Genomic DNA, 25,501 nt, shown 5'->3' on the forward strand with positions numbered 1-25,501 from the left:
AGTCGATATATTTTAATAATCGCTGATATAATCCAAGAAGCAATCAGTATAATTTCATTGATCGCAAAACCATTATCTGAATTTCATCAACTATTAATCAGTTGCCTTCCTATTTAAAAACGACTACAATTTTACTGTTATATATATGAACGAAAAAAATAGAATAGGAGGGGAAACTATGCCAAGGAAAGTATGGCTATTAGTAGCTGGGATGATTATTAATGTCACGGGTGCTTCTTTTTTATGGCCTTTTAATACAATTTATTTGCATGATCACCTAGGAAAATCTTTATCTGTGGCCGGAATGGTATTAATGATCAATTCGCTTACTGGTGTAATCGGAAACTTGCTCGGCGGTGTTTTATTTGATAAATGGGGCGGTTATAAATCAACTTTAGTAGGGATTGTGATTACACTTGTATCGATTTTAGGTCTTGTGTTCTTCCACGGTTGGCCGTTATATGTTGTGTGGCTAGCGTTAATCGGCTTCGGTTCTGGAATGGTCTTCCCATCGATGTATGCGATGGTTGGTACGGTTTGGCCAGAAGGCGGAAGACGGGCATTTAATGCGATGTACGTTGGACAAAATGTTGGTATTGCGATCGGAACAGCATGTGGTGGATTAGTTGCATCGTATCGTTTTGATTATATTTTCTTAGCGAACTTTATTTTATACTTTGTTTTCTTCTTAATTGCTTTTATTGGATTCCGCGGTATGGAAGACAAGAAAGAGCCAGGAGTGCAAAAAGAAGTTGAAACGAAAAAAGGGTGGTCACTTACACCTGGATTTAAAGCACTTCTTATCGTGTGTGTAGCATATGCTTTATGCTGGGTTACATACGTACAGTGGCAAGGAGCGATTGCAACACATATGCAAGAATTGAATATTAGCCTTCGTCACTATAGTTTATTATGGACGATAAACGGAGCGATGATTGTTTGTGCGCAGCCACTTGTTAGTATGCTAATTCGTTGGATGAAGCGTTCTTTAAAACAGCAAATTATGATTGGGATTTTCATTTTTGCGGCGTCATTCATTGTGTTAAGCCAAGCGCAGCAATTTACGATGTTCCTCGTTGCGATGGTAACATTAACAATAGGTGAGTTATTTGTATGGCCTGCGGTTCCAACGATTGCAAATATACTTGCACCAAAAGATAAATTAGGGTTTTATCAAGGGGTTGTAAATAGTGCGGCGACTGTAGGGAAAATGTTCGGGCCGGTCGTTGGCGGAGCAATTGTGGATTTATACAATATGGAAGTATTGTTTATAGCAATCATGGTAATGCTTGTAGTAGCGCTTATAGCAACGAGCATTTATGATAAACGAGTAAAAGTAGAAGAAACAGTTGAAGAAAAAATTGCAGTTTAGTTTGACGGAACATGTAACATGTTTTAGAATATATTTAAATAAAACAACCTTTAGAACAAGGGAGATAGCTCGGCTGTCTTAAGATGAATTCGTTAGTTATTAAGAGTAACGATTAACCGAGAAGTCCTCGCTTTAAGTAAGCTCTTAAGAGATACTAAGTGAAGGATAGTTCACTTAACTTATATGTGTAATAACAGTGAGAAGGAGTAGTAGTAATAGAAGCTGGTTTAGAGAGTTGACGGTCGGTGCAAGTCAATCCACGTTTCGTTATGAACTCGCCTTTGAGTTGCAGTTGTGAAACTAATAGTAGCAATTGCCGTTAATCCACGTTACGGATCTAAGCGAATGTATATTTGTACATTAATTTAGGGTGGTACCGCGGGAATCTATAACCTCTCGTCCCTTTCTAGGGATGAGAGGTTTTTTGTATTTTGGGCGGTGAAAATAAATAGAATTTCAAGGAGGGTATCTCATGAGCTTTAATCATCAAGAAATTGAGAAGAAGTGGCAAGGATACTGGGAAGAGAATAAAACATTCCGTACGCCAGATGAGACAGAAAAACCAAAATTTTATGCACTAGATATGTTCCCATATCCATCAGGTGCAGGCTTACACGTAGGACATCCAGAAGGTTATACAGCGACAGATATTTTATCTCGTATGAAGCGTATGCAAGGATATAACGTTCTTCATCCAATGGGATGGGATGCATTTGGTCTTCCAGCAGAGCAATATGCACTTGATACTGGAAACAGCCCAGCTGAATTTACAGAGCATAATATTAATACGTTCCGTAACCAAATTAAATCATTAGGTTTCTCTTACGATTGGGACCGTGAAGTAAATACAACAGATCCAAACTACTATAAGTGGACGCAATGGATCTTCCTAAAACTATTTGAAAAAGGCTTAGCTTACGTTGATGAAGTACCTGTAAACTGGTGCCCAGCACTTGGTACAGTACTTGCAAACGAAGAAATCATTGACGGTAAGAGTGAGCGTGGTGGACATCCAGTTGAGCGTCGTCCGATGAGACAGTGGATGTTAAAAATTACAGCTTACGGAGATCGTCTATTAGAAGATCTAGATGAGCTTGATTGGCCTGAAAGCTTAAAAGATATGCAACGTAACTGGATCGGTCGTTCTGAAGGTGCAGAAGTACACTTCAACATCGATGGTACAGACGAGAAATTCACAGTTTTCACAACGCGCCCTGATACATTATTTGGTGCAACATACTGTGTACTAGCTCCAGAACATGCACTTGTTGCAGAAATTACAACAGCAGAACAAAAAGAAGCGGTAGAAGCTTACATTAACGCTGTAAAAATGAAGAGTGACCTAGAGCGTACAGAACTTGCGAAAGAGAAAACTGGTGTATTCACTGGTGCTTACGCAGTTAACCCAGTAAACGGTGAGAAATTACCAATCTGGATCGCTGACTATGTTCTTGCAACTTACGGAACAGGTGCTGTAATGGCAGTTCCAGCTCACGATGAGCGTGACTATGAATTCGCATCAGTATTTAATCTTCCAATGAAGGAAGTTGTAAAAGGCGGAGATATTACGAAAGAAGTGTACACAGGTGATGGTGCACACATAAACTCAGCATTCCTTGATGGATTAAATAAAGAAGAAGCAATCGCAAAAATGATTGAATGGCTTGAAGCAACGAGCGCAGGAAATCAAAAAGTAACGTACCGTCTACGTGACTGGTTATTCAGCCGTCAACGTTACTGGGGTGAACCAATTCCAGTAATTCACTGGGAAGATGGTACAATGACAGCTGTGAAAGAAGAGGAATTACCATTAGTTCTTCCGAAAACAGAAAACATCCGTCCTTCAGGTACAGGTGAATCACCACTTGCTAACATTGACGAGTGGGTAAATGTTGTTGATCCTGAGACTGGTAAAAAAGGTCGTCGTGAAACGAACACAATGCCGCAATGGGCTGGTAGCTGCTGGTACTACCTACGTTACATCGATCCAAACAATAGCGAAGCACTTGTAGATCCTGAAAAAGTAAAACAATGGCTTCCAGTTGATATTTATATCGGTGGTGCAGAACATGCCGTACTTCACTTACTATATGCTCGTTTCTGGCATAAAGTATTATACGATATCGGTGTAGTTCCAACGAAAGAGCCATTCCAACAATTATTCAACCAAGGTATGATTCTAGGTGAAAACAACGAGAAAATGAGTAAATCAAAAGGTAACGTTGTAAATCCTGATGATATCGTAGCAAGCCACGGTGCAGATACACTTCGTCTATACGAAATGTTCATGGGACCATTAGATGCTTCAATTGCTTGGTCTGAAAATGGTCTTGACGGAGCTCGTCGTTTCCTAGACCGCGTATGGCGTCTATTCGTTCAAGATAACGGTGAATTAAGTGAGAAAATTACTGACGCACCAAATAAAGAGCTTGAAAAAGCTTACCATCAAACAGTGAAGAAAGTAACAGAAGACTATGCAGAGCTTCGCTTCAACACAGCGATTTCTCAAATGATGGTATTCATCAACGATGCATACAAAGCTGAAACACTTCCAAGAGAATATGTAGAAGGTTTCGTAAAAATGATTGCACCAGTTGCACCTCATATCGGGGAAGAGCTATGGAGCAAACTTGGATACAATGAAACAATCACATATGCAAGCTGGCCAACATTTGATGAGTCTAAACTTGTAGAAGATGAAGTTGAAATTGTTGTTCAAGTTATGGGTAAAGTTCGCGCAAAACTAACAATGAGTAAAGACGCATCAAAAGAAGAAATGGAACAACTTGCACTTGAAGCAATTCAAGACCAAATTGAAGGGAAAACAGTTCGTAAAGTAATTGTTGTTCCTGGAAAACTTGTTAATGTTGTTGCAAATTAATTTATTCTAAATAAAAGCTCAGAGTATGTATACTCTGAGCTTTTTTGTGTAGAAAATAATCTCTGGATCACCCTAGTCTAAGTTTTCAATTATTCCAATACGTACAAATAAAAGAGCGGAATTCCAATACAGACAAACACCTATTTTTCTATAGGAAATATGATAAAAAAGGTAGGCTAAATTGAGTAGAAGAGGTGAAAGGAATGAAAGGGATGGACAATAATGCACCACATGGCTTTTTCGGAGGTGGATCGGATAGTTATGAACAAATGATGTTAATGGGAGGCGGACAACAAGGATATGGCGGAATTCCGAGCTGGATGGGTGGAACACCTGGAGGATTTTCCACATCAGTAGCTGGAGCACAAACTGGAATTCCAACATTAACAGGAGGATTTCCATCATCAGTAGCTGGAGTGCAAACAGGAATCCCAACATTTGTAGGCGGAGCAGCGGGAGGAGTACCAGTAGGCGTACCAACTACATTCCCATCTTTCGTTGGAGGAGTACAAACAGGATTTCCGGTACCGGGAGTAGGTGTTGTGGCAGGAGGAGTAGGTGGTTATCCACAAGGTTTTTACGGTCACCATGGCCACCACGACGGTCATCATGGCCATCATGGACATCATCACCACCAAGGTCACCATGGCCATCATGGACACCATCACCACCAAGGACACCATGGCCATCATGGACACCATCACCACCAAGGTCACCACGGTCATCATGGACATCATCAACAACAAGTACATCACCACGGCCACCATCATATACATCCGCAGGCTGTTCTTTATCAAATTCATCAAGATCAACATGGTCACCATGGCCACCACGGCCACCAAGGTCAACATGGTCATCATGGACACCATCACCACCAAGGTCACCACGGTCATCATGGACATCATCAACAACAAGTACATCACCACGGCCATCAAAGCCACCACGGTCACCAAGGTCAACATGGTCATCAAGGTTACCAAGGCCAACAACACCAACAACACCAACAACACCAACAATACCAACAATACCAACAGTATCAACAACAACAATCTTCTCCTTGGACAGGTGGAATTGGAGCAGGAGGAGCGGGGGCAGCAGCAGGAGCGGCTAGTATTAGTGGAGCTGCAGGACATGCGGGACACGTGGGTCATTAATGATTGCCAGAAAAAAAGACATAATAAAAAACTGCTAGGAAATCCTAGCAGTTTTTTTCAGCTTCTTGGCGTTGACGTTCGATTTCAGCACGAAGTTGTGGTTCTGGTGCTTGCCAGCCTTCAGGTTTTAGAATTTTACCGTCACCTTCGCGGAATCGAGGTTTCCCGTCAGGGAATAGTTTTGCCATGTTTGCGTTATTTACAATTTCGAATCCTTTATCAGGACGTACGCCCATTTCGGCAAATGTTCCGAATGCAAAGTAAATAAGGTCAATTAGTGCATCGTATTGATCTTCAACAGTCGTCGCCTCTAGAAATTCTTCCAGTTCTTCCTGCATAAAACTTGCACGGATTTTTGCACGCTCTTCTGTTAATTTTGTTGGAGTATTTGTCACAGGATGTCCGAATACTTCATGCATTTTCGCAACAAGTTCGTATCCTTTATCTAAACCTTTTTCGTTTGTCATGTTGTTTCATCCTTTCTTACGTTATGCCGAAGTTTATTGTAACATAAGGTGATTGTGAAATGAAAAGAACATCTTATCGAAATAAGATGTTCGCTCGTTATTCTTCTTTTTTTATTAAAAGGGATGAAATAAGATCGATGCCAAAAATACCGACCAGTAACATTGGTATAACGACAAGTAAGTAACGTGTGAAGGAAACATTTTTTAAGTATGTATGAGCAAATAAAAAGACACCGAGAAATAAAATACCATTTAAAATAGGCTTTACTAATTTTTTAGACATAAGTTCCCCCATAAATATCTTCTCTCTCTCTAAAATAAAAACTCCTCTCTCCGTTGTATCATGCTGGAGAGAGGAGTTCAATCATTTCTCATTCAATGACACCAGAATTTGTAATATTTACGGTGTATTTTATATGAACCGGAACATCTTTATACATTTGTCTCCATTCTTCTAATTTGAATGGGCGATAATGTTGCTTATACTTTGCACCTAGCCCGAGAGGATCGACGCCTAAAGATTTAAACTGCTTAATTAATTTGGAAGCCTGTATGTCCAATTGTTTTTGGACGTTTTTTTCAATGTTTTTTGTGTTCTTGTTATTTTCCAAGTTAATTGCTTTCGATAGTTCTTGAATACGTGCATCAAGATGAACATGAATGAAAAAAGAAGGCTTTCCGTTTTTAATTTTTATATCGTAAGTTGGAACAGAACGAATATTATTAATCATGACGTACGCAGAATCTGTTTTAAATTCATGTGAATCTAATTTATGTTTCTCTAATAGTCCTTTAAATATGAACATATCTTTTTCCGCAATTTTACCGATATATTTATCTTTTTTAAAAAGGCCAATTCCGGTAATTTTTATTTTATCACCATGCTTCTTTAGAATGGGAATATAGTAGTCTTTTCCTTCTTGGTAATAGCGAAATGCTCCTATATGTAGATTATCCGCTGGTAAAGGTCCGGTCTCCATGTTATGTTCTAGCAATTTTTTTATATAAATGGCAACGTTGTATGAAGTCGAATATTTGCCTTTTAAAAGTTCAGTACCATTCCCATCTAATAAAGCAGCATATAGAGCGTTCCCTATATTCACATCTCGAAGTAATGTATCGAATGAAGTAGACATTCCTTTTTTGGCAAGCCTTATTGTATATAGAGCGACACGCATTTGTCCGCTAGCAAATGGTTGAGAAGACTCTAAAGATGTGTCTGCTTTTACTTGTTTTACCGCATTTGCACTGCCTTCAAAAACTTGAACTTTATTTCCTTTTTTCTGAATGGGACAAACGAATGTCACTTTTACTTTATTATCTTTTGCGACATCAAAAACTGTTCCTTGAATAAGTTGTACATCATCGATAATATTTTTTTGTAAACATCCAATTAGACTGAAGAATGTTATACAAGAAATAAGTATTAATTTGCTTGTGCTTTTGATTTTTTCCATTTTCTTTTCACCCACACAATAATAAATAGGATTGGGATGTATACATAAATGAGCCAAAAACTAACTTTTGATACATTACTAATAAAGTTATTAATATCGTGTCTGTTTGTTAAAAGTTGCGAAACAATGAGAGTGATAAAGATAAAAGCAATTAAAACACCCCTTTGTTTTACACGAAATATTTCATGAGTTCCTCTCATTGACGCCCATAAAGGGAGGATAAAACTTGAAATAATAACGAGTGCATAGCCTGAAATTGCAATATATTCGAGTCTTTCTATAAATGGTAATTGAATGACTTGGGTCATAGAAAGTTGTGCCCATATTGTTTTTAACAATTGCTTCTCACTAAAAAATGCAAAGGCTAAAAGGGTACTAAATAGATATAGAAGATTTGAAAATAGTGCTCCAAGCTGAGCGTATTTATGAGATTGCATAGGCTTTTTCACAAATGGATACACCATGAGGTAAATCTCAAAACCGGTCATACTGTAGATTGACAGTTGAGCGGATTTTAAAATGTCTGAAAAAGAATGTGTGAATATAGGTAGTAAATTATCCCAATGTGAATATTTCAAAACGAATAAGCTTAGAAATAAATATCCTAATGTACCACCAACAGAGATGACGCAAATACCGGTAATGACACGAAATCCAGAAGAGATAATGTAATAGCTAACTAAGCATAAAAAGAGTGTTAACATAAAGGTGGAAGCGGTAGGAAACATCCATACTTGAATAATTTCAACATATGTTCGGATGACTGAAATACTAACGATTAAAAAATAAGCCATAAAGATGATGCTAATGCCATTTCCTAGCCATTTTCCAAATGTTTGCCGATGTAAATCAACTAAATTCCCATTTGTTTCTTTTAATAAGACATACATCATCCATATAATAATATGGATGAAAATTCCTGTGATTATAACGCCCATCCATCCATCGTATCCAGCGGCCTTTGCGATGATTCGAGCGAAGCCGAGAACGCCAGCACCGAACTGTGCACCGTGAATTAAGAAGAAAACGAAGATAGGAGATATTTGATATTTTTCTTGAACTTTACTCATCGAATGCACCTCATTTCTTAATCATCAAAGTCCGATCTATGTTTTGTTGAAATTCCTTTCGCTGCTTTTTTTACATGTTGTGGTCTTGCTTGTACATCTCTTGTATCAATCATTGTTAAAGGGAAACGAATCCAAGAATCTTTAACAGATTGTTGTCTTGTTGGGTAGAACAAAGCGTATGGCTTGCGTAAAGAAGTAAGTCTAAATAGATGCGTAAATAAGAAGATAAATCCAAGAGAAATCCCGAAAAGTCCTCCTATTTCTGCAAATATGAGAAATGGGAAGCGTAGTAATCGAACCGCATTACCCATTTTGTAAATAGGTGTAATAAAGGAAGCGAGTGCTGATAAGGCAACGATAATTAATAAAATATTACTCGTTAAACCAGCTTGTACAGATGCTTGCCCGATTACGATACCGCCTACAATACCGAGCGTTTGACCAACTTTCATCGGTAACCTCGCGCCAGCTTCCCTCAGTAAGTCGATTGCAAGTTCTAAAAAGAGTGCTTCAATTAAAGGCGGGAATGGTACTTGTGCTCTTGATAAAATTAAAGTTTCAAGTAAATCACTTGGAATGAGTTCATAATGATAATTTAAAACTGCAACGTATAACGGTGTAGCGCAAATTGAAAATAGAACGGCAATTAATCTTAAAATCCTTGAAAATGTAGCGTACATCCAGGAGACATTGTAGTCTTCTGGTGAAATGAAAAAATCAAAATAGGATACAGGTGTTAGTAAAACACTTGGAGAACCGTCCACAAAAATAGCGATTTTACCATCGATTAGTGCTTTTGTAACTCTATCAGTGCGTTCTGTATTGATATAGAGAGGGAAAATCGATTTTTCACCCATTAATTCTTGTAAATAAGCACTATCATTAATTTGATCATATTCAAGAGCGCGTAATGATTCCTCGAGAAAATCTACATTATCTTTTTCAGCGAGGTTGTCTAAATACATCATGACAACTTTTGTTTTGGAAAACTCGCCAATAATCATTTCTTTTGTTTGTAAATCTAAAACAGGAAGACGTTTTCGAACTAAATTAATGTTTGTATCAATATCCTCTACGAAACCTTCTTGTGGTCCGATAACAGTTGATTCGTTTAAAGGAGGGGTTGGTGCACGATAATTATCAATTGCAATGTTTGCAAGCATACATTTTTGATCTTGCTGATTCAATTGAATAATCGCATGCCCCTTTAAAACCATATCCTCAATTTTTTGTAAGTCGTTCGTAATTGTAATGCCGCTCATTGGAATATGTTCTTTCAGCTCTTCTAGTGAAGCATTAGGTCGTTCCAAAAGAGTAGGCATTAAATATTTTTGTAATTTCTCTCCATCAAGCGAAGGACGATAGTAAGAAATCCAATAAGGCATCGTTTCATCGTCGGATGTATGATAATTCACAAAATCACTAGATTTTTTCAGCTTCTCTATTAAATTTTGTAAAGAATGGATACGGTCTTTTTCTGGTTTCGTAAAATCATAAATACTATTACCTTTAGAGTTTTGTTGCTTACTTTGAGAAGGTTCATCTTGCTTAGCGTTTTGTTGTTTATCTTGAGACGAATCACCTTGTTTAGCACCTTGTTGTTTATCTTGAGAGGAATCCTCTTGTTTAGTACTTTGTTGCTTATCTTGAGAGGAATCCTCCTGTTTAGAGTTTTGTTGCTTATCCTGAGAAGAGTCCTCTTGTTTAGAACTTTGCTGCTTATCCTGAGAGGAATCCTCCTGTTTAGAACTTTGCTGCTTATCCTGAGAAGAGTCCTCTTGTTTAGAACTTTGCTGCTTATCCTGAGAGGAATCCTCTTGTTTAGCACTTTGTTGCTTATCTTGAGAGGAATCCTCCTGTTTAGCGCTTTGTTGCTTATCCTGAGAGGAATCCTCTTGTTTAGCACTTTGTTGCTTATTCTGAGAAGAATCTTTTTGCTCGTTATTTTTACCTTTATTATGTTTCATACTTCTAGTCTGTTCTTTGTTATCATCCTCTGCATTGTTAGAATGCTGCTCCTGATTATCTGTTTCGTTTGCTTCTAGTTTATTTGATTTTTTTTTCTTACGTAGCCAATTCCAAATCATGTGTATGCCCTCTTTAATCTTGTAATATAGTGCTATTTTGTGGCTAATTTTGTATATTATTCATTTATTTATGAAAAGAAGAAGGAGATTAGTTTGCATAGAAAAAAATCTTTAGTAAGCAGTTCATACTATAACGGGGAGAGGAAGAGTCTGTGCAAATTGTAAAAAAGGAGAAGTTTGTTTTAAAAGAGTTTACGTTTGAAAATGGCAGGGAAATTCCTGTTCAAATGGGATACGAGACATATGGCACTTTAAATAGAGAAAGGTCAAATGTGATTTTGGTTTGTCATTATTTTAGTGCAACAAGTCATGCGGCAGGAAAATATACAGTGCATGATGAGGAGTCTGGTTGGTGGGATGGGCTCATTGGAGCTGGAAAAGCAATTGATACAAATAAGTATTTTGTTATATGTACAGATAATCTTTGTAATGTGCAGGTGAGAAATCCATATGTGATTACAACAGGACCGAAATCGATTAATCCAGAAACTGGAGAAGAATATGCTATGGATTTTCCGGTTTTTACATTTCTTGATGTAGCTCGTATGCAATATGAGTTAATAAAAGGTATGGGAATTTCAAGGTTACACGCTGTAATTGGACCGTCGGCAGGGGGAATGATTGCACAACAATGGGCGGTTCACTATCCACATATGGTAGAGCGGATGATTGGCGTTATTACGAACCCACAAAATCCAATTATTACGTCAGTAAATGTAGCGCAAAATGCGATTGAAGCAATTCAACTGGATCCAAGTTGGAAAGATGGAAAATATGGAGAAGAGCAGCCGATAAAGGGGCTTCATTTAGCAAATAGAATGATGTTTATGAACGCGTTTGATGAGTATTTTTATGAAATGGCATTTCCTCGTAACAGTATAGAGGTAGAACCTTATGAAAAGTTTTCTACACTAACATCATTTGAAAAAGAAATAAATAAAGCGACATATACAAGTATAGAGTTAGTAGATGCAAATTCATGGATGTATACTGCAAAGGCAGTTTTATTGCATGATATTGCACATGGGTTTTCTTCACTAGAAGAATCTCTTTCTAACATAGAAGCGAATGTACTTATGATTCCATGTAAACAAGATTTGCTTCAGCCGTCTCGTTACAACTATAAAATGGTAGATATTTTGCAAAAACAAGGGAAGTATGCGGAAGTGTATGAGATAGAAAGTATAAATGGGCATATGGCGGGAGCATTTGATATTCATTTATTTGAAAAGAAAGTTTATGAATTTTTAAATCGGAAAGTATCTAGTTTTGTTTAGAAGACAAATGATGGGGAAAAGGTGCAATGTTTGTAGTAGGCACCTTTTTTCACATGATTTGTAGACGGAAAATATATGTGGCAATTGCTATACCGAAGAATGCGATACTAAGCAATAGAAATAAGAATGACATTTCTTGGGGTGATTTTATTTTTTTAGTATTTTTCATACTAAGAGTAATAATTGCAGCGATTAAGAAAATGATGCCCATTATGAAAAGGGAAAGTGTCATTTTCATTGGCTCCTTTCATAAGACAAGTATATTGAGGATACAATGCAAGAGTTATGTTTGTAAAGAATAAGTTTTGCGAGAAAATTGAGAAATAGTTTTTCGATTCTTTGCGTTCTTTCTTTTGCGTGCTAAAATTGGTAGAGAATGTTTGTGAAAAAGAAACTAAAGGTTTTATTGTATATAAGGAGGAACTACATATGACAGAAGTTAAAACAATTACTACAGAAGAGGTACAAGAGCGTTTAGAAAATGGAGAAACGTTATTTCTAGTAGACGTAAGAGAAGATGAAGAAGTAGCGGCAGGAAAGATTCCAGAAGCTGTACATATTAAAATGGGCGATATCCCACATAAAGTAGATTTCTTTAATAAAGAGAATGAATATATCTTTATTTGTCGTTCAGGAATGCGCAGTGAAAATGTATGTCATTATTTAAATGAGCAAGGGTTTAAAACAGTGAACATGGTTGGCGGTATGCTTCAATATGAAGGTGAAACGAAATAGTTAATAGTTAAAAACTTGAAACGAGTCTGTTTCAAGTTTTTTTCTTTTGCATACAGTATAAAAAAGGAGGAGGGGGAAATGGGAATTAATTTGCGTAAAGTGAAAATTATTAATAATACAGGCGCTGTTAATGTCGGTGACTGTTATGATATCTCGCCTTTAGCTGTGGCAAAAGTATATGCAGGTGCTGGAGGATCGAGTGCGGCTATTTTTTTAAATGGAAAAAGGCAGCCAGAAGCGGTGATTAGAACATCGGTATTTCTTCCGCCTTTGGCAACAAGTACACGTACGTTAGGTTCATAAAGGAAAGGTAGAGTGTAATTATGCCTGCGCATATAAAAGAATTTGTTATTGTTAATAATACTGGAAATATATTTACCGGTGATAATTTGAGTGATACTTCATTTACTGCTTCGAAATCATATAGTGGTTCGATGGGATGCACTTGGATTGATGTTGTTACAGTAATAGGGACGGAGACAAAGCTTTGTTTACAACCAGGAGATTCTGTCACAACAACATATACAAGAGGCACTCCTGCTGGTACTGTAACAGGAACAAATATGGGGCAAAGTGTAAATGCATCGGGTATAGCACAAGCTGTCCCTAATACAGATAATATGGATTCAATTGCAGGACTCCCTTAAGGCATTAAGGGAGTTTTTATTATTTAAAATAAAAATAGTCTTGGAAATTATTTTTGTAAATAGATTAAGAAGAGGCTTATTTATTATGAAAAAGACGGTTTGTAGGTGGTGAAAGTGTGAAGAATCGTGATAATAATCGGAAGCAAAATTCGTTAAGCTCTAATTTTAGGATTCCACCCGAACTTATTGGGCCTACTTTCCCCCCTGTTCCAACTGGATTTACAGGTATAGGGATTACTGGTCCAACTGGTCCACAAGGCCCAACAGGACCTCAAGGACCAAGAGGATTACAAGGTCCGATGGGGGAGATGGGCCCGACAGGACCTCAAGGTGTGCAAGGGATACAAGGATCAGTTGGGCCAATAGGTGCAACTGGACCAGAAGGACAGCAGGGGCCACAAGGATTGAGAGGACCACAAGGAGAAACTGGAGCGACAGGACCTCAAGGTGTGCAAGGGTTACAAGGTCCGATTGGTCCAACGGGAGCGACTGGGGCACAAGGTATACAGGGGATACAGGGATTACAGGGGCCAATTGGAGCGACGGGACCTGAGGGACCTCAAGGAATTCAAGGCGTCCAAGGGTTACCGGGTGCAACTGGTCCACAAGGAATACAAGGAGCACAAGGGATACAAGGAACACAAGGACCGAGTGGAAATACAGGTGCAACCGGAGCGACTGGAGCAACTGGTCAAGGAATAACAGGACCGACTGGAATAACAGGTCCAACTGGAATAACTGGACCATCTGGAGGACCTCCTGGTCCGACAGGGCCAACTGGTGCGACAGGTCCGGGGGGCGGACCGAGTGGAAGTACAGGTGCGACTGGAGCAACGGGGAGTACTGGGGCTACAGGAAGTACAGGGGTAACAGGAGCAACGGGAACTACAGGTCCGACTGGAAGTACGGGAGCACAGGGCTTGCAAGGAATACAAGGAATTCAAGGGCCAATTGGCCCAACAGGTTCAGAAGGACCGCAGGGGATTCAAGGTATTCCTGGTCCGACGGGAGTAACTGGTGAACAAGGAATTCAAGGAGTTCAAGGTATTCAAGGGATAACGGGAGCAACAGGAGATCAAGGTCCGCAAGGGATACAGGGGGCTATAGGTCCTCAAGGGGCCACAGGAGCAACAGGAGATCAAGGTCCACAAGGAATACAAGGAGTACCAGGGCCATCAGGAGCAACAGGACCACAAGGAGTTCAAGGGATACAAGGTCCAATGGGCGATATAGGACCAACAGGTCCAGAAGGCCCAGAGGGACTTCAGGGCCCGCAAGGAATACAAGGAGTACCGGGGCCAGCTGGAGTAACGGGTCCAGAGGGGCCACAGGGGATACAAGGAATTCAAGGACCGGTAGGAGCAACAGGCTCACAAGGTCCCCAAGGAATTCAGGGAATTCAAGGTGTGCAAGGGATAACGGGAGCAACAGGAGTACAAGGAGCAACTGGAATTCAAGGTATACAAGGAGAAATAGGATCAACGGGTCCAGAGGGTCCCCAAGGAGTGCAAGGTGCTCAAGGGGCGATTGGTCCAACAGGTCCAATGGGCGCACAAGGAGTGCAAGGAATACAAGGGATTCAAGGCCCAACAGGTGCACAAGGAGTGCAAGGTGCTCAAGGAATACAAGGAATTCAAGGTCCGACGGGTGCAACAGGAGATACGGGAGCAACTGGGGCGACAGGAGAAGGCACTACAGGCCCAACAGGAGTAACTGGTCCGACAGGGGTAACAGGACCATCTGGAGGACCAGCAGGACCGACCGGCCCAACGGGGCCATCAGGTCCGGCGGGAGTGACTGGTCCATCTGGTGGACCACCTGGCCCGACAGGAGCAACTGGGGCGACAGGAGTAACAGGGGATACCGGGGCGACGGGCTCAACTGGAGTGACAGGAGCGACAGGAGAAACGGGAGCAACCGGAGTGACGGGTTTACAAGGTCCGCAAGGAATCCAAGGTGTGCAGGGAGAGATAGGTCCGACGGGTCCCCAAGGTGTTCAAGGTCCCCAAGGAATTCAAGGAGTAACGGGGGCCACTGGAGATCAAGGTCCGCAAGGGATTCAAGGCCCACAAGGCGACATAGGTCCAACAGGCCCACAAGGAATTCAAGGCCCACAAGGTTCTCAAGGAATCCAAGGAGCGACAGGGGGAACAGGAGCACAAGGCCCACAGGGAATCCAAGGTCCGCAAGGTGACATAGGTCCGACTGGGCCACAAGGTCCAACTGGAATCCAAGGGATACAAGGAGAGATAGGTCCAACAGGTCCAGAAGGCCCAGAGGGACTTCAGGGCCCGCAAGGAATACAAGGTGTGCCAGGGCCAGTTGGAGCAACGGGTCCTGAGGGTCCTCAAGGGATACAAGGCATTCAAGGAGTGCAAGGAGCAACCGGCCCACAAGGTCCACAAGGAATACAGGGAATACAAGGTGTGCAAGGGATAACGGGAGCAACAGGAGCACAAGGAGCAACTGGAATTCAAGGGATACAAGGGGAAATAGGAGCAACAGGTCCAGAGGGACCCCAAGGAGTGCAAGGTATACAAGGGGCGATTGGTCCAACAGGTCCGATGGGCGCACAAGGAGTGCAAGGTATACAAGGGATTCAAGGAGCAACAGGAGCACAAGGAGTGCAGGGACCACAAGGAATTCAAGGAGTGCAAGGTCCGACGGGAGCAACAGGAGAAACGGGATCAACCGGAGCGACGGGAGAAGGATCAACCGGTCCAACAGGAGTAACCGGTCCAACAGGGGTGACAGGCCCGTCAGGAGGCCCAGCAGGACCGACCGGCCCAACGGGGCCATCAGGTCCGGCAGGAGTGACAGGTCCATCAGGTGGACCACCTGGCCCGACAGGAGCAACAGGTGCGACAGGAGTAACAGGAGATACCGGGGCGACAGGCTCAACTGGAGTGACAGGAGCAACAGGAGCAACGGGAGCAACCGGAGTGACGGGTTTACAGGGTCCACAAGGAATCCAAGGTGTTCAAGGAGAGATAGGTCCAACCGGTCCACAGGGTATTCAAGGTCCACAAGGAATACAAGGAGTAACGGGGGCAACTGGAGCACAAGGTCCCCAAGGAATTCAAGGCCCACAAGGCGACATAGGTCCAACCGGCCCACAAGGAATTCAAGGTCCACAAGGTCCTCAAGGAATCCAAGGAACGACGGGGGCAACCGGAGCACAAGGCCCACAGGGAATCCAAGGTCCGCAAGGAGAGATAGGTCCGACCGGCCCACAAGGCCCACAAGGAATTCAAGGCCCGCAAGGAATTCAAGGTCCAACGGGAGCTACAGGAGCAACCGGAGCGACAGGTCCACAAGGGATTCAAGGTCCACAAGGAATTCAAGGCCCGCAAGGAATTCAAGGTCCAACGGGAGTTACAGGAGCAACCGGAGCGACAGGTCCACAAGGAATTCAAGGTCCACAAGGAATTCAAGGCCCGCAAGGAATTCAAGGTCCAACGGGAGCTACAGGAGCAACCGGAGCGACAGGTCCACAAGGAATTCAAGGCTCGCAAGGAATTCAAGGTCCAACGGGAGCTACAGGAGCAACCGGTTCACAAGGTCCAACTGGAGATACAGGTCCAACCGGAGCTGGAGCCACTGGAGCGACCGGGGCGACTGGAGTTAGTACAACTGCAACGTATGCGTTTGCGAATAATACATCAGGAACCGCTATTTCCGTTTTATTAGGGGGTACGAACGTACCGTTACCGAACAATCAAAATATTGGCCCAGGAATAACCGTTAGTGGTGGAAATACTGTATTTACAGTTGCGAATGCAGGAAACTATTATATAGCCTATACAATTAATTTAACGGCAGGTTTACTTGTAAGTTCTCGTATAACTGTAAATGGCGGTCCGCTTGCGGGAACGATAAATGCCCCGACAGTGGCTACTGGTTCATTTAGTGCAACAATAATCGCTAACTTGCCTGCTGGAGCTGCTGTTAGCTTACAGTTATTTGGAGTAGTTGCAGTAGCTACATTATCTACAGCAACGCCAGGGGCTACCCTAACTATTATTAGATTAAGTTAATAAGCAGAAAACCTTGAAACTTTTATGTTTCAAGGTTTTTTTATCTTTGTATTTGTAAGTAAACCTCGTTAACCAGGGGAGTGGCTCCCCTCTAATTATTTAAAGTTTCACTTTATTCTCTTGAGCAAAAACATCGCAGTTCGAAAATATATTATAATAGAATGAAAAGAAAGAAATTTGGCAGAAAGGGAGGGTGGCGATGCAGGAGATGGTTAAAGATTTTTTTGGACGCCCACTTCAAGATTTACGTATATCTGTCATTGATCGTTGCAATTTTAGATGTACATATTGTATGCCAGCGGAAATATTTGGGCCAGATTATGCTTTTTTGAAAGATGAGTTTTTACTAACCTTTGATGAAATTGAGCGTTTGGCAAAATTATTTGTTAACATCGGTGTACGAAAAATTAGAATTACTGGCGGTGAGCCACTACTTCGTAAAGATTTAACAAAACTTATTGCACGTCTTGTGAAAATTGATGGGCTAATAGATATAGGGTTAACGACAAATGCTGTACATTTAACGAAACAAGCGAAGGCATTAAAAGAAGCTGGATTACATAGAGTGAATGTTAGTTTAGATGCAATAGATGACGACATATTTAAGAATATTAATGGTCGAAATATTAATACAAAACCGGTAATTAAGGGAATTATAGCAGCTAAAGAGGCGGGGCTGGAAGTAAAGGTAAATATGGTTGTAAAAAAAGGGATGAACGATTATCAAGTACTTCCGATGGCTGCGTATTTTAAAGAGCAAGGAATCACGCTTCGGTTTATTGAGTTTATGGATGTTGGTAGTACAAATGGGTGGAATTTTGATCAAGTCGTTACAAAACGAGAATTGATTGAGATGATTCATAAGATGTATCCACTTGAGCCAGCCGAAGCGCATTACTTTGGTGAAGTTGCGAAGCGATATCGGTACGTTGGAACAAATGTTGAAGTTGGTTTTATTACATCTGTTTCTGAGTCATTTTGTGTCTCTTGTACGAGGGCGAGAATTTCGGCAGATGGAAAGTTTTATACGTGCTTATTTGCGACAGAGGGTTTGGATGTAAGAGAACTTCTTAGAGGAAATCTTTCGGATGAGGAGTTATTAAGTGTTATACAAGATGTATGGATGAATAGAAAAGATAGGTATTCGGATGAACGAACAGAAGAAAGTGCAAAAAATCGTCCGAAAATCGAAATGTCTTATATAGGAGGATAAGAAAGGGGGCTATCGCATGCAGGAGCGATATTCAAGACAAATATTATTTTCTGGTGTTGGAGAAGAAGGACAGAGAAAAATAAGAGAGAAGCATGTGCTTATTATTGGTGCTGGTGCTCTCGGTGCGGCAAATGCAGAAGCGATTGTTAGAGCAGGTGTTGGAAAAGTAACGATTGCTGACCGTGATTATGTAGAATGGAGTAATTTACAAAGACAACAACTATATACAGAAGAAGATGCAAAGCAGTATAAACCGAAGGCGGTAGCGGCAGCAGAGCATTTAAGAGCGATTAATTCTGAGGTGGAAATAACTCCTGTTGTGACGGATGTAACGGTGCAAGAAATGGAAGAATTAGTGAATGATGTAGATTTAATATTAGATGCGACAGATAATTTTGAAACGCGTCTTCTTATTAATGATATTTCACAAAAGTATAATATTCCGTGGATATATGGTGGGTGTGTCGGAAGCTACGGAGTAACGTATACAATTTTACCAGGGAAAACACCGTGTTTTCGCTGTTTAATGGAGCATCCAGCGAGCGGTGCAACATGTGACACAGCTGGTATTATACAACCGGCAGTACAATTAGTAGTTGCGCATCAAATTACGGAAGCGCTGAAAATATTAGTAGAAGACTTTGGTGCGCTTCGTGAAACGATGTTATCGTTTGATCTTTGGAATAATCAACAGATGGCATTTAAAGTGAATAGGCAGAAAAAAGATACTTGTTTATCTTGCGGAAGGTTACGTACATATCCGAGTTTAACATTTGAAGGACAAACGAAAACAGAAGTGTTATGTGGGCGGAATACAGTACAAATTCGCCCGGGTGTGCGGAAGAATTTTAATTTAGAAGAAATTAAAAAACGCTTACAAAGAAGCGTAGAGATAAAGGCGACACCTTATTTATTATCATTTCCGGTAGAAGAATATCGTTTTGTTTTATTTACAGATGGCAGGGCGTTCATTCATGGGACGAATGATATGAATGTAGCGAAAAGTTTATATGCAAGATATATAGGTTGAACCTAAAGGAAACCCTTTAGGCTCAACGGAGAGAGGATTATGAATTTCTCGTATAATCTCCACTTTTTCCACCTGTTTTTTCAAGTAAGTACGTTTCGCCGATAATCATACCTTTATCGACAGCTTTACACATATCATACACAGTAAGAGCGGTAGCGGAAGCAGCTGTTAAAGCTTCCATTTCAACACCGGTGCTACCTTCTGTTTTAACTTTTACTTCAATGAGTAAACGATATTGTTCTTCTGATTGTTTCCAATCGAAAGAAACGTCAACACCTTTTAATAATAAAGGATGGCACATTGGGATAATATCAGAAGTACGTTTCGCGGCCATAATGCCTGCGATTTGCGCAACTGCTAATACGTCACCTTTCCCAATTTCATTGTGAGAGATTTTATCGTAAATTTCTTTCGTAACGACAATGCTAGAGCACGCAATTGCTGTTCGAACGGTTGCTTTTTTGTCGCTTATATCAACCATTTTTGCGCGTCCTTGGTCATTGAAATGTGTAAATGAAGACATGGAATTCCTCCTTGAAGTAATTTCTATTGAATATATAAAGTTTAATCGAGATAAAAAAAATTGCAAATATGAGGTGAGAAACGATGGTAGAAAAACGAATTCCAATTCAAGTTGCTAAGGCAGTAGAACGGGTAATGAAATATGCGAAGCATGGTGAAGTAGAAGAAATTTCTATTACGGAAAGTTACGGGAGAATTCTCGGGGAAGATGTTGTCTCAGATCATGACGTTCCTCATTTTGATCGTTCCCCTTACGATGGTTTCGCCATTCGAGCAGAAGATACGAAAGAAGCAACTCAAGAGAATCCAGTTGAATTTGAAGTAATAGGAGAAATCGGGGCGGGTTCCGTTTTTTTAGAGGAAGTAGGAGCTTTTGAAGCAATTCGCATTATGACAGGAGCAGCTATTCCAGAAGATTGCAATGCAGTCGTAATGCTAGAGCTGACAGAAGGGTTTGAGAAGAACGGGAAAACATATATGAAGTTAAAACGCCCTTTTAATAACGGTGACAATGTGTCGTTTAAAGGAGAAGATATAAAACAAAATCAAGTTCTCGTTAAGAAAGGTGTTGCAATTAATCCAGGTGTTGCGGCCTTACTAGCAACGTTTGGATATAGCACGGTGAAAGTTGTAAAACAGCCTGTTGTCGGTATTGTAACGACAGGAAGTGAATTATTAGAAGTACATGAGCCGTTAGAACCGGGGAAAATTAGAAATAGTAACTCGTATATGATCGCAGCTCAAATTATGAAAGCTGGCGGGAAAGTTCGTTATTATGGTCAACTCGCGGATGAGTTAGATGCATGTTTTACAGCTGTTCAATCAGCGATCGATGAGGTCGATATTTTAATTACAACAGGCGGTGTATCAGTAGGAGATTATGACTACTTACCAGCTATTTATGAAAGATTACAGGCAAATGTACTCTTTAATAAGATAGCCATGAGGCCCGGAAGTGTAACGACAGTAGCTGAAGTTGATGGAAAGTTACTCTTTGGTTTATCAGGAAATCCGTCTGCTTGTTATGTAGGCTTTGAATTATTTGTGCATCCAATTATAAAAACGTATTTGTATGCGAAGGAACCTCACGTATATAGAGCGGATGCTATTTTACAAAAAGATTTTCCGAAGCCAAATCCATTTACTCGTTTCGTAAGAGCGAACGTAACAATTGTGGATGGGGCGTTACAAGCGATGCCGGTTGGTTTAGATAAATCGAGTGCGGTATCTTCACTTGCAGATGCGAATGCTTTTATCGTGTTACCCGGAGGAACGAGAGGATTTGAGACCGGAATGAAAGTATCCGTATTATTGTTAGAGCACTCTGAGGGATGTGAGTGGCCATGGGCGAAGCCCCTTCAATCTTACAAATAGTAGGGTATCAAAATAGCGGAAAAACGACACTTGTAGAGAAAATTGTGCATGCATTAGCCGAAAGCGAAATGAAAGTTGCTACAATTAAACATCACGGGCACGGAGGTTTTCCAGAAGTAGCGCAAAAAGATAGCGAAAGACACCGTAAAGCTGGTGCTGTCGTAAGTAGTGTAGAAGGTGCTGGATTACTTTCACTTTCTTCACTAAGAAAGAAATGGTCCTTGCAAGAAATTATTCGCTTATATGAGTTTTTTAAAGTGGATACAATTTTAATAGAGGGCTATAAAAAAGAGAACTACCCGAAAGTAGTGTTACTTCGTTCTGCGGAAGATGCTGAGCTTTTACATAAAGTAGAAAATATAGTGGCGGTTATTACGTGGTATGATGTCCCAGTAAATATACGAGAAGAATATAAAGTATTTCATATAACAGAAGAAGAGTTGTACATAGACTGGTTTTTACAAACGGTTAGGAGTGCGAAATGACAAATACATATTATGAAGTAATTGATACAGAAATCTCGATTGAAGAGGTAACGAAGAAAGTAATTCGACGTGAATGCGGTGCTGTTACAACATTTATTGGAACGGTTAGAGAGTTTACGAAAGGGCGTCGTACATTATACTTAGAATATGTCGCTTATAAAACGATGGCAGAAAAGATGCTAGAGAAAATCGGCCTGGAAGTGAAAGAGAAATGGCCGGGTACATATGTTGCGATTACACATCGCATCGGTACGTTGCAAATTTCTGATATAGCGGTTGTTGTTGCTGTTTCAACACCACACCGTAAAGCGGCTTATGAAGCGAACGAATATATTATGGAACGCATAAAACAAATTGTTCCGATTTGGAAAAAGGAGTTTTGGGAAGATGGTGACTCATGGATTGGTGATCAATTAGAAAAAACACCATATCCGGCGGGAGAGCCTGGGAAGGAGCTATAAGTATGATTCGAGTATTGTTATTTGCGCACTTGCAAGAAGAAGCAGGGACAAGTGAATTACAAATAGAGAAAGAAAATATTACGGTTGCACAGTTAAAAGATGTTGTTGCGAACGAATATAATGTACCAGTTTCAGAGCCAATTATGGTTGCGATTAATGAAGAATATGCAAATGAAGATGACAAGGTCCAATCTGGTGATGTTGTTGCACTAATCCCACCAGTGAGCGGTGGTTAATATTGGATTCATTAAAACGACTTTCCTATATAGGGAAAGTCGTTTTTTTATGGCAGTTTTGAGAACACTAATCTATAGAACAAGGAGGGAATTATGAAAAAAATATGTGTAGTTATGACAATGCTATGTGCGTCTTTTTTCTCTTCTCCAAGTGATTCTTTCGCGAAAGAATCAAGAGAACAGCTTTTAGAGAGTGCATTATCAAATAGGTACTATTCAGTTATTAGACAAGTGACAGAAGATCAATATGAATGTGCTTCAGTCATAAATATAAAGCGTCTCGGCAAGAAAGATGAATTTGTTCCTAGGTATGAAGTGAAGCTACAATTTCTTACATTTCAAGGAGCGCATAATCCCCCGAACGATAAAGTTACGCTTACTTTGGAAGACCATTTAGATCACGTAAAGATAAAGAAAGTGGAGCGAGAAAAGAATGTTTCTGACGCTATTGCAGAAAAAGTTTGTGAACAGGAAAAAGAAAAAATAAAAGCTCACTCTAATGACTTAGAGTGATAACCTATGCATTTAGTAAAGAAAGGTAATGAGTGATGGATATATTTTTAGCGATTTTACCAGCTATATTTTGGGGAAGTATTGTGCTATTTAATGTAAAACTGGGCGGGGGACCGTATAGTCAAACGCTCGGAACAACGTTTGGAGCACTTATTTTCTCAATTGTTGTTTATATTTTTATGAAGCCAGTATTAACACCTACCGTTATCGGAGTTGGAGTTGTGTCAGGTTTATTTTGGGCGCTTGGTCAGGCAAATCAATTGAAAAGTATTGATTTAATGGGTGTTTCGAGGACGATGCCAATTTCAACAGGACTTCAATTAGTCGCGACGACTTTATTTGGCGTTATCGTATTTCATGAATGGTCCACGACAATATCGGTCGTCCTTGGGATTTTAGCGCTCGTTTGTATTATTATCGGTGTTATTTTAACATCGCTTCAAAGTGAAGAAGAAAAGAATGCAGAGCAAGCAGCAAACTTTAAAAGAGGTATCGTAATTTTATTAATTTCAACAGTCGGCTATTTAGTTTACGTAGTAGTGATTAGACTATTTAACGTAGATGGTTGGTCAGCTTTGTTGCCACAAGCAGTTGGTATGGTGTTAGGTGGGATTTTGCTTACCTTTAAACATCATCCATTTAATAAATATGCAATTCGAAATATTATTCCAGGATTAATTTGGGCAGCTGGAAATATGTTTTTATTCATTTCGCAGCCGCGTGTTGGAGTAGCAACAAGTTTCTCGCTATCGCAAATGGGAATTATTATTTCCACGCTTGGTGGGATCCTTATATTAGGTGAAAAGAAAACGAAACGTCAATTAACGGGTATCGTTGTCGGTATTGTTTTTATTATCGCAGCCGGAATTATGTTAGGTATAGCCAAAAGTTAAAGGAGGTATGGAAATGTATAGTGATTTAGCAGGGAAAGTTGTCGTTATTACAGGATCAGCAACTGGTCTTGGAAGAGCGATGGGAGTGAGGTTTGCTAAGGAAAAAGCGAAAGTGGTTATTAATTATCGCTCACGAGAATCAGAAGCGAATGATGTGTTAGAAGAAATTAAAAAGGTAGGCGGCGAAGCGATTGCTGTAAAAGGTGATGTAACCGTCGAATCGGATATTGTGAATCTCATTCAATCTGCTGTGAAAGAGTTTGGTACGCTTGACGTTATGATTAATAATGCAGGGATAGAAAACGCGGTACCGTCGCATGAAATGCCGCTTGAAGATTGGAATAGGGTAATTAATACAAATTTAACAGGTGCTTTTTTAGGAAGTCGTGAAGCGATTAAATATTTTGTAGAACATGATATTAAAGGGTCAGTCATTAATATGTCTAGTGTTCATGAGAAAATTCCGTGGCCACTATTTGTGCACTATGCAGCAAGTAAGGGTGGCATTAAACTGATGACAGAAACGTTAGCGCTAGAGTATGCGCCAAAAGGTATTCGAGTAAATAATATAGGACCAGGTGCAATTAATACGCCAATCAATGCAGAAAAGTTTGCTGATCCTAAAAAACGTGCTGACGTAGAAAGTATGATACCTATGGGCTACATTGGAAAACCTGAAGAAATCGCAGCAGTAGCAACTTGGCTTGCTTCATCAGAGGCGAGTTACGTAACCGGAATTACGCTATTTGCAGATGGTGGAATGACGTTATATCCATCGTTTCAAGCTGGGCGTGGGTAATATAAAAGGACGAAGAGATAAAACTCTTCGTCCTTTTTTTACAAAAAAAAATAGCGGCCAGCTATTTTAAATTTAGTGATTAATTGTATCTTGAAGAAATTCTGTTGCTTGATGTTCAGAAACATTTTGTACGAGTGCAACTTCACTGATCATCATTTTTCGGGCGTTATCTAGCATTTGTTTTTCACTCGCATTTAAAGTTCTCTCTTTATTGCGGCGAAGTAAATCCCGAACAACTTCTGCGCTATCTTGTAAATTGCCGTTTTTCATTTTTTCCATATTCATTGTATATCTTTGTTTCCATGAGAGTGATGTGTCTGACTCCCCGTTTTGAAATTCAAGAAGTATATCATCTAACGTACCTCGATCAACGATATAACGAATACCTGATTTTTTTAATTGATCCATCGGAAGCATTACTTGCATATCTTTACTAATGATGCGTATCACACAATATTGACGTGAAGTACCTAATATTTCTTTCTCTTCAATTGCTTCGATGATTCCTGCACCGTGCATTGGATAAACGATTTTATCACCAATTTGAAACAAATCATCCACCTCCATATGTGGTAACCACTTTTAATGATAACATACGTATGTAAAAATGTCAAATTTTATATAATAACATAATATTTATATTCGAGTCAATAAGATAAAGTGCTTTTTTTGTATTTTTTCGGGTTTTATTTATAGTGATTTTTTTAGAAAAATAGTACAGGTGAAGAAAGAAGGCATATCCACTTATTTTTAAGCATAAAATGTAAAAGCGCTAATACAATATACCTAAA

General features: G+C 40.1%; 25 protein-coding genes and 1 other annotated feature. Of the genes, 17 read left to right on the forward strand and 8 right to left on the reverse strand.

All coding sequences use genetic code 11. The features are described 5' to 3' along the window. Positions 1-178 precede the first annotated feature (178 nt). From ACZDYH_RS25490 to ACZDYH_RS25500, 3 genes are all read left to right on the forward strand, one after another. A complete protein-coding gene (locus tag ACZDYH_RS25490; protein ID WP_001137561.1) occupies positions 179-1,372 on the forward strand; it encodes an MDR family MFS transporter in 1,194 nt (397 codons plus the stop codon). 187 nt (positions 1,373-1,559) lie between these two features. Then, positions 1,560-1,779, forward strand: a binding site (T-box leader). 65 nt (positions 1,780-1,844) lie between these two features. Beyond that, the gene (gene leuS, locus ACZDYH_RS25495) at positions 1,845-4,253 is read left to right on the forward strand and encodes a leucine--tRNA ligase (protein ID WP_474887446.1); all 2,409 of its coding nucleotides are present in this window, start codon (positions 1,845-1,847) and stop codon (positions 4,251-4,253) included. 203 nt (positions 4,254-4,456) lie between these two features. After that, positions 4,457-5,407 (forward strand): hypothetical protein, encoded by a 951-nt coding sequence (locus tag ACZDYH_RS25500; RefSeq protein WP_474887448.1) that lies wholly within the window; start codon positions 4,457-4,459, stop codon positions 5,405-5,407. A 44-nt stretch (positions 5,408-5,451) separates the two neighbouring features. Here the strand turns inward: ACZDYH_RS25500 and ACZDYH_RS25505 are convergent, their stop codons facing one another. The 5 genes from ACZDYH_RS25505 to ACZDYH_RS25525 form a co-directional block, all read right to left on the reverse strand. Continuing rightward, on the reverse strand, positions 5,452-5,874 hold the full coding sequence (locus tag ACZDYH_RS25505; protein WP_000180554.1) for a pyrophosphohydrolase domain-containing protein: 423 nt from the start codon (positions 5,872-5,874) through the stop codon (positions 5,452-5,454). Positions 5,875-5,971: 97 nt separating this feature from the next. Next, positions 5,972-6,157 carry a hypothetical protein gene (locus ACZDYH_RS25510; protein WP_000038781.1) on the reverse strand — a complete coding sequence of 62 codons (186 nt, stop codon included), beginning with the start codon at positions 6,155-6,157 and terminating at the stop codon, positions 5,972-5,974. Positions 6,158-6,245: 88 nt separating this feature from the next. After that, positions 6,246-7,331 (reverse strand): spore germination protein GerHC, encoded by a 1,086-nt coding sequence (gerHC, locus tag ACZDYH_RS25515; protein ID WP_006924870.1) that lies wholly within the window; start codon positions 7,329-7,331, stop codon positions 6,246-6,248. Further along, positions 7,301-8,401: a spore germination protein gene (locus tag ACZDYH_RS25520; protein ID WP_006924871.1), complete on the reverse strand. Its 1,101-nt coding sequence runs from the start codon at positions 8,399-8,401 to the stop codon at positions 7,301-7,303. The genes gerHC and ACZDYH_RS25520 overlap by 31 nt, the downstream gene beginning before the upstream one ends. Positions 8,402-8,418: 17 nt before the next feature. Continuing rightward, entirely contained in the window at positions 8,419-10,488 is a 2,070-nt protein-coding gene (locus ACZDYH_RS25525) for a spore germination protein (protein ID WP_474887451.1), read from the reverse strand. 152 nt (positions 10,489-10,640) lie between these two features. On the opposite strand from ACZDYH_RS25525, the gene ACZDYH_RS25530 reads away from it, so the two are divergent. Continuing rightward, positions 10,641-11,765, forward strand: a complete 1,125-nt coding sequence (locus ACZDYH_RS25530) for a homoserine O-acetyltransferase family protein (RefSeq protein ID WP_006924874.1) — start codon at positions 10,641-10,643, stop codon at positions 11,763-11,765. Positions 11,766-11,814: 49 nt separating this feature from the next. Here ACZDYH_RS25530 and ACZDYH_RS25535 read toward each other — a convergent pair whose 3' ends face one another. Continuing rightward, positions 11,815-11,997 (reverse strand): hypothetical protein, encoded by a 183-nt coding sequence (locus ACZDYH_RS25535; protein ID WP_000175905.1) that lies wholly within the window; start codon positions 11,995-11,997, stop codon positions 11,815-11,817. A 197-nt stretch (positions 11,998-12,194) separates the two neighbouring features. On the opposite strand from ACZDYH_RS25535, the gene ACZDYH_RS25540 reads away from it, so the two are divergent. The 6 genes from ACZDYH_RS25540 (at position 12,195) to ACZDYH_RS25565 (ending at position 19,427) form a co-directional block, all read left to right on the forward strand. After that, a complete protein-coding gene (locus ACZDYH_RS25540; protein WP_000141207.1) occupies positions 12,195-12,500 on the forward strand; it encodes a rhodanese-like domain-containing protein in 306 nt (101 codons plus the stop codon). A gap of 78 nt (positions 12,501-12,578) precedes the next feature. Further along, positions 12,579-12,803: a spore germination protein gene (locus tag ACZDYH_RS25545; RefSeq protein WP_000512463.1), complete on the forward strand. Its 225-nt coding sequence runs from the start codon at positions 12,579-12,581 to the stop codon at positions 12,801-12,803. Between the two features lie 20 nt (positions 12,804-12,823). Next, positions 12,824-13,147 (forward strand): hypothetical protein, encoded by a 324-nt coding sequence (locus ACZDYH_RS25550; RefSeq protein ID WP_001110852.1) that lies wholly within the window; start codon positions 12,824-12,826, stop codon positions 13,145-13,147. 116 nt (positions 13,148-13,263) lie between these two features. After that, complete coding sequence (locus ACZDYH_RS25555) at positions 13,264-17,184, forward strand: BclA-related collagen-like exosporium protein (protein ID WP_474887454.1); 3,921 nt, start codon at positions 13,264-13,266, stop codon at positions 17,182-17,184. A gap of 199 nt (positions 17,185-17,383) precedes the next feature. Then, positions 17,384-18,397 carry a GTP 3',8-cyclase MoaA gene (moaA, locus tag ACZDYH_RS25560; protein WP_474887456.1) on the forward strand — a complete coding sequence of 338 codons (1,014 nt, stop codon included), beginning with the start codon at positions 17,384-17,386 and terminating at the stop codon, positions 18,395-18,397. 16 nt (positions 18,398-18,413) lie between these two features. Continuing rightward, positions 18,414-19,427, forward strand: a complete 1,014-nt coding sequence (locus tag ACZDYH_RS25565) for a molybdopterin-synthase adenylyltransferase MoeB (RefSeq protein WP_001158105.1) — start codon at positions 18,414-18,416, stop codon at positions 19,425-19,427. 37 nt (positions 19,428-19,464) lie between these two features. Here ACZDYH_RS25565 and moaC read toward each other — a convergent pair whose 3' ends face one another. Further along, positions 19,465-19,950 carry a cyclic pyranopterin monophosphate synthase MoaC gene (gene moaC / locus ACZDYH_RS25570; protein ID WP_000094146.1) on the reverse strand — a complete coding sequence of 162 codons (486 nt, stop codon included), beginning with the start codon at positions 19,948-19,950 and terminating at the stop codon, positions 19,465-19,467. Positions 19,951-20,033: 83 nt separating this feature from the next. Here moaC and moeA point away from each other — a divergent pair, with 83 nt between their 5' ends. The 7 genes from moeA to ACZDYH_RS25605 all read left to right on the forward strand — a co-directional run bounded on the left by moeA (position 20,034) and on the right by ACZDYH_RS25605 (position 24,710). Continuing rightward, a complete protein-coding gene (moeA, locus tag ACZDYH_RS25575; RefSeq protein ID WP_000229713.1) occupies positions 20,034-21,323 on the forward strand; it encodes a molybdopterin molybdotransferase MoeA in 1,290 nt (429 codons plus the stop codon). After that, a complete protein-coding gene (gene mobB / locus ACZDYH_RS25580) occupies positions 21,293-21,808 on the forward strand; it encodes a molybdopterin-guanine dinucleotide biosynthesis protein B (protein ID WP_000503325.1) in 516 nt (171 codons plus the stop codon). The genes moeA and mobB overlap by 31 nt, the downstream gene beginning before the upstream one ends. Beyond that, positions 21,805-22,269: a molybdopterin synthase catalytic subunit MoaE gene (gene moaE, locus ACZDYH_RS25585; RefSeq protein ID WP_000185943.1), complete on the forward strand. Its 465-nt coding sequence runs from the start codon at positions 21,805-21,807 to the stop codon at positions 22,267-22,269. The genes mobB and moaE overlap by 4 nt, the downstream gene beginning before the upstream one ends. A gap of 2 nt (positions 22,270-22,271) precedes the next feature. Then, entirely contained in the window at positions 22,272-22,505 is a 234-nt protein-coding gene (gene moaD / locus ACZDYH_RS25590) for a molybdopterin converting factor subunit 1 (RefSeq protein ID WP_000621777.1), read from the forward strand. A 93-nt stretch (positions 22,506-22,598) separates the two neighbouring features. Then, positions 22,599-23,018 (forward strand): DUF3888 domain-containing protein, encoded by a 420-nt coding sequence (locus ACZDYH_RS25595; RefSeq protein ID WP_474887459.1) that lies wholly within the window; start codon positions 22,599-22,601, stop codon positions 23,016-23,018. A 35-nt stretch (positions 23,019-23,053) separates the two neighbouring features. Beyond that, positions 23,054-23,911 (forward strand): glucose uptake protein GlcU, encoded by an 858-nt coding sequence (gene glcU, locus ACZDYH_RS25600; protein ID WP_000350861.1) that lies wholly within the window; start codon positions 23,054-23,056, stop codon positions 23,909-23,911. Between the two features lie 13 nt (positions 23,912-23,924). Further along, on the forward strand, positions 23,925-24,710 hold the full coding sequence (locus ACZDYH_RS25605) for a glucose 1-dehydrogenase (protein WP_006924883.1): 786 nt from the start codon (positions 23,925-23,927) through the stop codon (positions 24,708-24,710). Between the two features lie 72 nt (positions 24,711-24,782). Here the strand turns inward: ACZDYH_RS25605 and ACZDYH_RS25610 are convergent, their stop codons facing one another. Further along, positions 24,783-25,277, reverse strand: a complete 495-nt coding sequence (locus ACZDYH_RS25610; protein WP_000451445.1) for a CarD family transcriptional regulator — start codon at positions 25,275-25,277, stop codon at positions 24,783-24,785. Positions 25,278-25,501 lie beyond the last annotated feature (224 nt).

It is taken from the genome of Bacillus sp. EB V-12 (genome assembly GCF_056158125.1).

Bases quoted from the DNA above. Each gene is read 5' to 3' on its own strand.
- ACZDYH_RS25540 (WP_000141207.1), top strand. From the start codon at position 12,195: ATGACAGAAGTTAAAACAATTACTACAGAAGAGGTACAAGAGCGTTTA.
- leuS (WP_474887446.1), top strand. From the start codon at position 1,845: ATGAGCTTTAATCATCAAGAAATTGAGAAGAAGTGGCAAGGATACTGG.
- ACZDYH_RS25520 (WP_006924871.1), bottom strand. From the start codon at position 8,401: ATGAGTAAAGTTCAAGAAAAATATCAAATATCTCCTATCTTCGTTTTC.
- ACZDYH_RS25505 (WP_000180554.1), bottom strand. From the start codon at position 5,874: ATGACAAACGAAAAAGGTTTAGATAAAGGATACGAACTTGTTGCGAAA.
- ACZDYH_RS25500 (WP_474887448.1), top strand. From the start codon at position 4,457: ATGAAAGGGATGGACAATAATGCACCACATGGCTTTTTCGGAGGTGGA.
- ACZDYH_RS25510 (WP_000038781.1), bottom strand. From the start codon at position 6,157: ATGTCTAAAAAATTAGTAAAGCCTATTTTAAATGGTATTTTATTTCTC.
- ACZDYH_RS25535 (WP_000175905.1), bottom strand. From the start codon at position 11,997: ATGACACTTTCCCTTTTCATAATGGGCATCATTTTCTTAATCGCTGCA.
- moeA (WP_000229713.1), top strand. From the start codon at position 20,034: ATGGTAGAAAAACGAATTCCAATTCAAGTTGCTAAGGCAGTAGAACGG.
- ACZDYH_RS25605 (WP_006924883.1), top strand. From the start codon at position 23,925: ATGTATAGTGATTTAGCAGGGAAAGTTGTCGTTATTACAGGATCAGCA.
- moaE (WP_000185943.1), top strand. From the start codon at position 21,805: ATGACAAATACATATTATGAAGTAATTGATACAGAAATCTCGATTGAA.
- ACZDYH_RS25565 (WP_001158105.1), top strand. From the start codon at position 18,414: ATGCAGGAGCGATATTCAAGACAAATATTATTTTCTGGTGTTGGAGAA.
- moaC (WP_000094146.1), bottom strand. From the start codon at position 19,950: ATGTCTTCATTTACACATTTCAATGACCAAGGACGCGCAAAAATGGTT.
- ACZDYH_RS25490 (WP_001137561.1), top strand. From the start codon at position 179: ATGCCAAGGAAAGTATGGCTATTAGTAGCTGGGATGATTATTAATGTC.
- ACZDYH_RS25610 (WP_000451445.1), bottom strand. From the start codon at position 25,277: ATGGAGGTGGATGATTTGTTTCAAATTGGTGATAAAATCGTTTATCCA.
- ACZDYH_RS25595 (WP_474887459.1), top strand. From the start codon at position 22,599: ATGAAAAAAATATGTGTAGTTATGACAATGCTATGTGCGTCTTTTTTC.
- moaD (WP_000621777.1), top strand. From the start codon at position 22,272: ATGATTCGAGTATTGTTATTTGCGCACTTGCAAGAAGAAGCAGGGACA.
- gerHC (WP_006924870.1), bottom strand. From the start codon at position 7,331: ATGGAAAAAATCAAAAGCACAAGCAAATTAATACTTATTTCTTGTATA.
- mobB (WP_000503325.1), top strand. From the start codon at position 21,293: ATGGGCGAAGCCCCTTCAATCTTACAAATAGTAGGGTATCAAAATAGC.
- ACZDYH_RS25525 (WP_474887451.1), bottom strand. From the start codon at position 10,488: ATGATTTGGAATTGGCTACGTAAGAAAAAAAAATCAAATAAACTAGAA.
- moaA (WP_474887456.1), top strand. From the start codon at position 17,384: ATGCAGGAGATGGTTAAAGATTTTTTTGGACGCCCACTTCAAGATTTA.
- ACZDYH_RS25545 (WP_000512463.1), top strand. From the start codon at position 12,579: ATGGGAATTAATTTGCGTAAAGTGAAAATTATTAATAATACAGGCGCT.
- ACZDYH_RS25550 (WP_001110852.1), top strand. From the start codon at position 12,824: ATGCCTGCGCATATAAAAGAATTTGTTATTGTTAATAATACTGGAAAT.
- glcU (WP_000350861.1), top strand. From the start codon at position 23,054: ATGGATATATTTTTAGCGATTTTACCAGCTATATTTTGGGGAAGTATT.